Annotated in this window: 6 protein-coding genes; 3 read left to right on the top strand and 3 right to left on the bottom strand. The window is 47.8% G+C overall.

Annotated elements, in window-relative coordinates; translation table 11 throughout:
• Positions 1–79 precede the first annotated feature (79 nt).
• From KOO63_03830 to KOO63_03820, 3 genes are all read right to left on the bottom strand, one after another.
• Positions 80–1,552: an O-antigen ligase family protein gene (locus KOO63_03830; GenBank protein MBU8920969.1), complete on the bottom strand. Its 1,473-nt coding sequence runs from the start codon at positions 1,550–1,552 to the stop codon at positions 80–82.
• A gap of 70 nt (positions 1,553–1,622) precedes the next feature.
• Complete coding sequence (locus tag KOO63_03825; GenBank protein ID MBU8920968.1) at positions 1,623–2,795, bottom strand: Xaa-Pro peptidase family protein; 1,173 nt, start codon at positions 2,793–2,795, stop codon at positions 1,623–1,625.
• Positions 2,792–4,831 carry a hypothetical protein gene (locus KOO63_03820; protein MBU8920967.1) on the bottom strand — a complete coding sequence of 680 codons (2,040 nt, stop codon included), beginning with the start codon at positions 4,829–4,831 and terminating at the stop codon, positions 2,792–2,794. The genes KOO63_03825 and KOO63_03820 overlap by 4 nt, the downstream gene beginning before the upstream one ends.
• Positions 4,832–5,034: 203 nt before the next feature.
• On the opposite strand from KOO63_03820, the gene murA reads away from it, so the two are divergent.
• Genes murA through KOO63_03805 form a run of 3 tightly spaced genes read left to right on the top strand, consistent with a single transcriptional unit; the run spans position 5,035 to position 9,832 of the window.
• Complete coding sequence (gene murA, locus KOO63_03815) at positions 5,035–6,285, top strand: UDP-N-acetylglucosamine 1-carboxyvinyltransferase (protein MBU8920966.1); 1,251 nt, start codon at positions 5,035–5,037, stop codon at positions 6,283–6,285.
• Positions 6,286–6,305: 20 nt separating this feature from the next.
• Positions 6,306–7,235: a UDP-N-acetylmuramate dehydrogenase gene (gene murB, locus KOO63_03810; protein MBU8920965.1), complete on the top strand. Its 930-nt coding sequence runs from the start codon at positions 6,306–6,308 to the stop codon at positions 7,233–7,235.
• Positions 7,232–9,832: a glucosyltransferase domain-containing protein gene (locus KOO63_03805; protein ID MBU8920964.1), complete on the top strand. Its 2,601-nt coding sequence runs from the start codon at positions 7,232–7,234 to the stop codon at positions 9,830–9,832. Before murB ends, KOO63_03805 begins: the two co-directional genes overlap by 4 nt.
• Positions 9,833–9,873 lie beyond the last annotated feature (41 nt).

The raw sequence follows: 9,873 nt of genomic DNA, 5'->3' as shown, positions 1-9,873 counted from the left end.
GATATATGTGTACTGGGTATTTCTGTTTCTAAGGAAAGGTGATCCTGATTCAGGAAGGCCGACGGAGATAGATGCCGGATCATGAATCGGGAGGGGTGGCGTTCAGCTGCTCCTCTTTCTGTTTTCGGATGACATTGGATGTAGCTATGATCATCCCGAAAAAAAGCCAGACGAAGAATATGTATTTGTTATTCCGAAGGTATTCAATCTTTATCTGATCGATAGCAAACATCACGAAACATACGTGCAGGACCTTCATAAACGATTCGGCGTACGACGAATGTATTATAGACGATCTTATTCCCGGTAGCGTCGCCACGCCAAGCCTGTACATAAGGAAGAGGAAAGAGGTCAGCCCGACCACCCCGGTGATATTGAAATAGAACAGATAGACATTATGTGGCCAGAGGCCTACGTTGAGGCCACCGGAGAAATCCCAGCCCGGGCCACCTCCAAGGATCGGATGCATCATTCCCCTCTTGATCGCGCCTCCCCATGCGCCGACCCTGTTTGTGGGAATCACACCCTTCTGGAACGTAGTCTCGAAAAGCCTCTCGAACAGGGAGCCGGACGCCGTATACCGGGCGACAACAGTCTCCATGACTAATATCATTATGGCGAAAGCCCCGGTAAGCATAACAAGCCTTACGAAACTCAGATCTTTCCTCGACAGGAATGTCAGGTAAACGATGCCGATGAAGAGTGAGATGAACGCTCCCCTCGTGATCGTCGTGAACATCATCATAAGGTCCGTTATCATGAGTCCCATGTACAGCGATTTCATGAGCATTCTCTTCGCCCTTGTAAAGAGGAAGAAGAAGATCAGTACATTCATAGCGAAAAACTCGGCTACCAGCTCGAAATCGTGGAACGGGCCACCCATCCTGATCCCCTTCATAATTAGGCGTGTCTTATGTTTCGTGTAGAGCCAGTTTGGGACGATCGTCTTTCCCGGGAACAGGATCTCGATGATTGTGAACAGGATGACGAGAGTGGCGGTGATCGCCATGATCTTGACCATCCGGTCGAGTTTTTCTTCGTCGTCGACCAGGTTGATGACCATGAACATGAACAGCATTGCCGCGAACATAGTGCCGGTCTCTATGAGCCCACGTTTGAAGAGAATAGTGCCTGGGTCCACATTATAGAAAGAAAGAATGTAAGATCCGATCAGGAATATAACAGGAAGGGCCACTTTCTTGTCAAAGTAGATCTTCTCCTCCCCGGTCGATACCCGGATAAGGTAGATAATAAAGATTAATATGGCGAAGACGAAGTTGGAGTTGCCATAGGCAATCGCAAAAGGGAAGGGGTACATGACCGCGATAAACCATAGGGCGTTTAGGGTCGAAAAATTCCACAGGACGGACATGAGAACGACCCCGACGATACTCTGGATGATCCTCTTGTTGGGCGCATAGATCTGGTTACCGATCAGTGCTCCAACGCCAAGGACCAGCGCTGTGAGTCGGAATTTACCAAAGGGTATCTTCGATAAAAGACCGCCAGTCGTGCGATCTCTGTCGGATTTTTTTTCTTCAAGTTTATCCATAACCTGTACCAAAGAAGCATTAAATGTGCCGTAAATACTCCGAGCCCGGTGCTAATCGGAGCGCTGCGTTCTATATCAGTATTATCTCTTTTTGCTGATTGGAGAGGAATTCTCCTCCGTCGGGTCTTACGACTATTATTTCTTCCATCGTGGCTATTCCGAATCCGGCAATATTTATCCGTGGTTCAATAGTATACACCTGGGTCTCTTCTATCTTCAGATAGGGGAGTTTTCCGTATCTTTCCCATTCGGGGCAGAGCAGTCCAGCTCCGTCATGAGTGGCCTGGCCGACCTGGTGTCCGGTAGCGTGGGGGAACTCATCGTAACCTTTATCAGTGATATAGCTTCTGACGATCGAGTCGACTTCGCGTCCCTCCATCCCAGGCCTGATCTTTTTTGCTGCCAACGATATGGAGTCTCTTATCGTATCGAATGGCCTGATGACTTCTTCGGGGGCCTCGGTCTCGCCTTCGCGGAGGAAATACCATGTTCTTTGCAGATCGCTGCAGTACTTTTCGCTGCGTGTGCCGAAATCGATGTTCAGGACGTGTCCTTTTTCTATCTTCCTGTCCGTCGGTCCCGCGTGTGCTCCAGCCGAATCGGGGCCTGTGAAGACAGCGGGGCAATGTTCCTGTTCCCAGGATGTCTCCACGCCCTCTTTTCGTACCTCGCCTAGGATGAAAGTGGCGACTTCTTTCTCGGTCATTCCAGGTTTTATGAATGTCGTGACCCGGTCGAATATCTTTTCTGTAAGGTCGATGTTTATCTTGATCCTGCGGATCTCTTCGGGGCTCTTTCTACCCCTCAGTTTTGAGATGATCCCTTCGGAGCTCACCAGGGCGTTCTCGTAGCTCGTGCCCTTTAAGTAATCAGTCAGGGTGAGGTACATCCCGTGCGAGAGACCATCGGACATCTTGTCGCTGGAAGAGTAGTTGATGGCTATCGATCCGGGAGAAAACCTGTCAAGCTGTTCTATCAGAACGGATCCTATTCCCTCTTTATATCCGATTACTTCATAAGCACCTGTTTCCCTGATCCTGGTTTCGTCAAGGCTTCCCACGATGGCTATTGCATCTCCGGTCGCGGCGATCATGAATGCAGACTGCCAGGTGCAATTGGCTCCAAGGATGAGGTCAAGAGCGGGATCGCCGTTTGTCTCTGTCTCACGTACAAACGTAAGCCAGAGATCGATAGACTCTTCATCCATGATAGCAGGAACCTGGGTTATTTTTTCTTTTATCATTCTTTGCCTTCCTTTTTGATCAGCTTGAAGATCTTCACTTTCGGATTATTGTAAACCTCTGTGAAATTCCCGGGAGCATTTTCAAATCTGCCCGACAGAAATGATTTATTCTCAAGGTCACTTGTCCAAACGACCACATAGAGGTCGAGCTCTGATATTGCGGCCAGATCAGCTGCCTCACCGATCGGTGTTTCAGGAGAGAAGAGGCTATTTTGAAGTCGTTTATAGTATTCATAGCGGTTGCCCGTGTATCCGAGGACCTTTATCACACCCATGTCCGAATATAGAGAGTGCCTTGCAGAAAGCACTGGGGCGATGTGATAGGTGTTGTCTTCAGCTATCACAGCATTCGGAGAAGTGTTCTCCAAGATCCATTCGTATGCGAGTCGATCATTCTCGTCGAGATTTTGTCTGCGGGTCTCGTGAGTTCCCCTTGGCTCAGTAATAAGGTATCCCCTGAAAGTCAACAATAACGGAACGAGGAATAAAAGAGCAAGCCACAGACTCAGCAACGTTTTTTTCGAGCGGGCAGCTTCAGACCAGCTTTTTATGATCTCGATGAAGACGGGGATGCCGAGGACGAGGAAGAATGGAAAGAGCAGCTTGGATTCGTTATGAGTGGGAAGGTTGAAGAAAAGGTTGAGCCCAAGAAGACAGATTAGAACTGCAGCCAGAACTGAATACTTTCTGTCGGAAAGAACAGCAATTTTTCTGATAGCACCAAATAGAAAGGGAAAAAGAATGATTAGAGGGAAGAAGATCGTTATGGCGTTTGTAATCCCGAGATGAAAGTGTTCAGCGAAAAAATTCCCTCCATTAGTCGATGTAGCACCGAGAGAAGAAATATATGGATAGCTGGCGAGAATAGCGAGAAGGGCTGTTACCGGAATTGCGGCTGATTGAGCGAAACTCCCTTTCTCTTTTCTGATCCTGCTGAGTACGCATAGTAGAATTCCGGTTCCGACTGCGGTACCCGCAAAGGAGATCCCGATGATGACATGAAAAAGCAAAGCTCCAAGAGCCGAGACGAAAAGGGTTACCATGTTTCTGGCCGTGATCGATCTGTCGACACGTGAGAATAGTATTACAGAGAACCCAAGCAGAAATAGGTCGAGAGAGTAACTGAAGGGGGTGACTGTGATAAATTTGTCGAGGAAGTTGATCATCAGTGCCTTGTAAGGGGTGAGGAAGTATGTCACCGCCACACCGTCCAGCTGGACCCTGGCCTGACCGAGGATCCGCGTGATCTCTTCCATTCCGCGCACTTCACCCGACAGAGCTCTTGCAAGACCTAAGGGCCAGAGGACCCATGAAGCGATGACCATGCCGGCGATTGAGAATGCCGGGACCCAGAGGAGGTACTTTTTTTCATTTGAAAAGACAGATACGACACGGCTGATCAGGAACGGAAAGGACAGGGCGCTCATTACATTGAAGAATCCCATCGCGGGGAATACTGTCAGCCCTGAAAGGTTTTTCCATGATGCCAGGAACAGATGATAGATCCACATATATCTGATCGGAGAATCAGCGAGCCATGTCTCCATCGGCGGGATACCATTTTTGGATATCTCAGCCACGACAGAAGCATGATACCAGGCATCGGATCTGATAAGTAGAATGTCATTAAAGATATATGACAGGGCTATAGTGCAGGCAAAGGCGCCTGAGATGATAAATATTCCGGTGGGGAGGCTTTCATCTGCTGGGTCAACCGGGGTTTTCTTCATGACGAGGATGATGGCGAGTATGAGATAAAACCCGAAAAGGGAGAATCTAAGGGCTGTTGGAAAGGAATCGACAAAGAACGAGACGAGCAGGACCGAGATCGAGAGGATCACGGGGGAAAGCAGGAAAGACAGGAGGACCGGCTCACCTTTGAAGCGCGGCTTGAATCCTGACAGGGCCAGTAATACCAGGCCGGGGATATAGAAAGATTGCAAAAACCCGCTGATTACATTCAGTGGCCCCGGAAGGCTGATAAACAGTGATAGGATGCTTAACAGCAGGATCATATTTATCTGGCGACTTTTCATTTTTCCTTTCAGGCCCGGGTGCGTGGAGATATGTCCTTACAGTCCATGATTCGTTGGAAATAGTACAACAGTGTTCTGCCGCAAGTCCAAAAGAAAAATTAACAACAACTTATTCAAAAATAGTTGCCACATTTGAACGAATCTTGCTAACTTTTGTTAAGTCTGCTTAAAACATTGTAAAATATGTGTGAAAGAGGAAATTAATGGCAGTATTTGAAGTAATGGGCGGAAATCCCCTCAGTGGAGAGATATCCTTGAGTGGAGCCAAGAATGCGGCTCTTCCGATACTTTTCGGGTCACTGATGAGTAGCGGGACGGTGAAGCTTCACAATGTTCCCACTGGAATGCAGGATATCAAGGTAGCGATTAAAGTGATACGCAAGCTGGGTGCGCGGGTCGTAGTGAAGGGCAGCGATGTGACAATAGATCCTTCTACAATATGCGAAGCAGTGATTCCGTATGAGCTGGCCTCAAAGATCAGGTCATCTCTTCTCATGCTCGGGATTTTCCTTTCCCGTTTCGGAAAGGTCCTTCTTCCTTTCCCCGGCGGGTGTGACATAGGCTCCAGGAAATTCGATCTCCATATCGACGGGCTGAGACAGCTCGGAGCAGATATTGACATGGGGGAAGAGGCGATCAAGGGAAGCGTCTCTTCGTTCAAGGGCGCCGATATCGAATTCTACCTTCCATCGACTACCGGCACACAGAATGTGATGCTGGGTGCCTGTCTGGCGAAGGGTAAGACTATTATAAGAAATGCCAACACGAGACCCGAGATCGAGGACTTTACAGGTTTCCTGAATAGTATGGGTGCGAAGATAAGGATGTCGAACCGACTTGTCGAGATAGAAGGGGTGAAGAAACTCAAGGGAACAGAATGGTCGATCATGAAGGGTAGTGACGAGGCTATGACCTACATGATCGCGGCAGGTATGACTGGTGGCGAAGTAAAGATCTGCGATTACGACCTCGAACATCTTCGTATCGATGTGCAATATCTCCGTGAAGCAGGGATAGAGATCTTCGAATGGGGAGGTAGTGTTTATGTTTCGGGGAAAAAGGGATTGAAGCCGTTTCATCTCTTCACAGCTCCTTATCCGGGAGTGAATTCTGATCTTCAACCGCTCTTTGCGGCTCTTGCCCTGGCGGTACCGGGGGAATCCTCGATCACTGACCAGCGTTTTACCGACAGGTTTGCTTATGTTCCGCAGCTGAAATCATTCGGTGGAGAAATCGATCATTACGGTAATTGCGCTGTAGTGACAGGTGGAAATCCACTAAAGGGCGCGAAGGTAAGGGCCACTGACCTGAGAGGTGGTGTCGCTGAGATCCTGACAGGGTTTATTTCGAGCGGAAAAACTATAGTAGACAATATCTATCAGATCGACAGGGGATATGAGAGGATCGAAAGGAAATTTTCCAGGCTCGGTGCTCATATAAAAAGAAAAAGCTAGATTCCCCTGAAAGGATCCATTTGATAAAAAAAACCGCAGCAGACCTGTCTGGAATTATCAGTGGTGAGGTCCTCATCTCAGAACCTCTTTCCAGGCACACTACCTACAAGGTGGGTGGAGAGGCCGATATCCTCGTATGCCCGGAGAACAGCGAGGAAGCTGCTCAAGTCTATTTGTACGCATATGAGAAAGAGATCCCGCTGACAATGATCGGTTGGGGGTCCAACGTGATTGCCCCAGACGATGGTATGGAGGGAATTGTACTCAAGATGAAGAATCCATCTGCCGGGATAAGGAATCTTGGCGAAGGAGTCATAGAAGTCGAAGCAGGAGTTAATCTCATAGATCTGGCTAAACACACAGCGGGGGAAGGGTTGAGTGGTCTTGAGCCAGTTGCCGGTATCCCCGGCACTGTCGGTGGAGCAGTCATGATGAATGCAGGAACCAACGAAGGCGACATGTCGTGTGTCCTGGTCAGCGTCGATGTGATCACACCTGCAGGACGCAGGTATAAGATCGAGAAGAGAGATATGTCTCTTGGATACCGGCGGAGCATGTTCAAGCAGACCGACTGGTTGATTCTCAGCGCCCGGATGAGCCTGAGTAAGGGAGACCCGCTGGAACTTGGAAGAAATATCGATAGTATCCTTCGTGAGAGGATGAGAAAATTTCCTCTCGACGAGGCTAATGCCGGAAGCGTGTTCAAACGACCACCGGGAGACTATGCAGGCAGGCTCATAGAGAAAGCCGGATGCAAGGGGCTCAGGATCGGGGGAGCTGTCGTCAGTGAGCGGCATGCTAACTTTATTGTAAACTCAGAGAATGCGACTGCTGACGATATCATCCGATTAATCGCTGAGGTCAGGCGAAAAGTTTACACTATGTCCGGGATCTACCTCGAACTCGAACAGATACCCCTTGCGGGGAGAACAGAGCTGAAAACCGGATGAATAGCGATGCGTCAGGAAATACCGGAGTACGGCAGAGATGGATCGGTCCTGCAGACTGGTTTATCATTGGAAGTACGATCATTCATTTCGTGCTTCTTCTGGTGGCTGACCATATACCACTTCATCGAAGTCTATTCACTTTTTTTTATTTCAGCATGGTACTTGTTCCAGGTTTTTCTCTTTCAAGGCTTGTGTTCAGAGAAAGTGGTCGGTTGGAGAGGGTAATCTATTCCTTTCTCTGTGGCAGCACTCAGATATTTCTGGTTCTTTTTCTGCTGGCTCTAGCTAAGGCTGGAATCGTTCTGGCAGCTTCTATCTCTCCCGTCCTAGCTATAATATTCCTGATAGTAAACTCTCTATTTAGTCGAGATCATGGAAACAGGGGGGCAGAGACGGAAAATGATAGAATTACTGTCACGTCCAGTATCATTATAATCCTGACTTGCTTGATAGTTTTTTCATCTATTCTCGTTTTGTATTCGGACGACCCCCTAAGCCTAACATCGGATTCTCCCGATCATCTTGCGTACATGCGGACAGTGGCGTCATCCGGCGAGACTTTTCCCGAAGTCAATCTCTATAGTGTTGGTGGAATCCTTACGAAAGACTTGAGAAAGGGATTGTCTCACGGACTCTGGGCCTCGATTAATCTGGCCTCGGGAAGGACTGATCCCATACCCGTCTGGCCTCTGATCTCGGTCATAGGGGCTATATTTATGCTCCTCGTGGTTTTCTATGTGGCTGTAAGAATCTTTGGCGATGGATCGACAGGGCTGCTGGCTGTATTTATTACGATTTTTATTTTTATGGGAGGCCTGTCCAGGCTCAACCTCGTTTATACGGCCTATTCGTTCCTTTTCGGGAAGATCTTTGGATTACTTTTTCTGGCGTATATTATCTTGTATCTCGATACAGGTAAACGGTGGATGCTTATTGCTGCTGCCGCCTCTTCATTTTGTGCCGTTTCGACTCATATAGGGCATATAATTCTGCATGCTTTTCTTATGGTCACCATATCGTCGGCTTTCCTTATTGAGTCGCGGAACGGTAGATGGAAAGAAATGTTGATCCAAAGGGTCCCGCTTCTTGGAATAACTATCATTGCAGTAAATATTCCATATGTATTGATGAGGATTATTCGCGATTACGCCCCGAATAATGTAATCCACGAGCATGTTCAAGGATTATTCCAGCTCGGTAGCGGTATGATGATAATGAATCCTCTCCCTACATTCAGATTTACTGTACCTCTGACATTCCTGGCTCTTGTCTCAGTACTTCTTCTCTGGAAAAAATCGGCTGGATTAAAAAGAGTGCGAGCAATCCTTTGGTCGACTATTGGAATATTCGCGGTTGTTTTCAATCCGCTCCTTGTTCCCTTTTTAACAAAATATGTCTCGTACATGCTGATCAGGTTGAAGAGTTCGATCCCACCTGTGTTTCTTTCAGCTCTACTCACTATGTCTGTCGTAAGAGCTGCGAAGGGACGAAAGACAAATGTGACCAGATTCGGTGCTCTGGTTGGTGGAGCAGTTATTGTCATCGTTTTTGGTGCGGTGCTTATTCGTTTGTTTTCGGGTTTTGCATACAGTTCAGGAAGTATAAACAGAAGTGAGACATGCTATTCATTAAGTGATCTCTATGAGGTGATTGATTCGGAAATTCCCGATGGTAGCGTAATCATGTCAGACCCGATTACAAGCTACTGTATCCCTGCTTTCTGCAACCAGTATGTGGTATGCACGAGTGACCAGCATTCCATCCCGAACGATTCGACGGCACTTCAGAGGATTTTCGATGTTAAATGTCTATTTCTGCCGGATGAGCCTCTTGAACTGATTACAGAGACGCTTGACAGGTATGGAGCGGATCACATCGTGATCAATGGTCGGATCCCCTCGTCAATGCATTCGATGTATTGGAAAGCGGATGAGAGTTCAGCGATCATGGCGATAGAGCGATTGAGGAAATACCCTGAAATATTTACTGAGATCTTCAGTTCTGACAGACTTGCGATGTTCAGATACAATGGCATATCGGATATTTCTCCGCAAGGTATCACGGATATCGAGATAGTCGAATCTATGGAAAAGCTGGATCTTCTTCCTTCCTCGGGGATGAAACAGTCTGGGATCGACGGTATTGTCATTAGAGATGTACTGCCGCACTCTCATACAGCCTCACGAGGCAAAATGCTGTCGATGACAGTGGAGTGGATAGCGACCGGGGAGATTCCTCCCGGCAGTTACAGGGCATACATCAGGTTTGACCGTGAATTTCCGAAAGGTTCTTTTTACAGAAAGTGGTACGGAAAGATATACAGAAAAGTCATAGAGAAGATGAGGAGAAATCGATATAGATTCAGGACTACCCATCAGCCGATGAACGGTTTGAATTCCCCCGACCGCTGGCCGGAGATGACAGTAATGGACGACAGGTTCTCATTTGTTGTTCCATCCGACATCGCCCCGGGAGAGTATACTTACTCGGTGAAGCTTTTAGAACATGTGCAGTATCCCAATTATTCGCTGAGCGATCTACTCAGCGATGACGACATCTATGCTGGAGAAATAGCAGGCAGCCTAGTGATAAAATAACGGAGGCAGGACGATCGGATTCATCAAGCGAGCAAGTGGAA

The sequence above is a fragment of the Candidatus Latescibacterota bacterium genome (genome assembly GCA_019038625.1).
GTDB lineage: Bacteria > Krumholzibacteriota > Krumholzibacteriia > Krumholzibacteriales > Krumholzibacteriaceae > JAGLYV01.
This window is presented reverse-complemented; position numbering and strand designations above follow the sequence as displayed.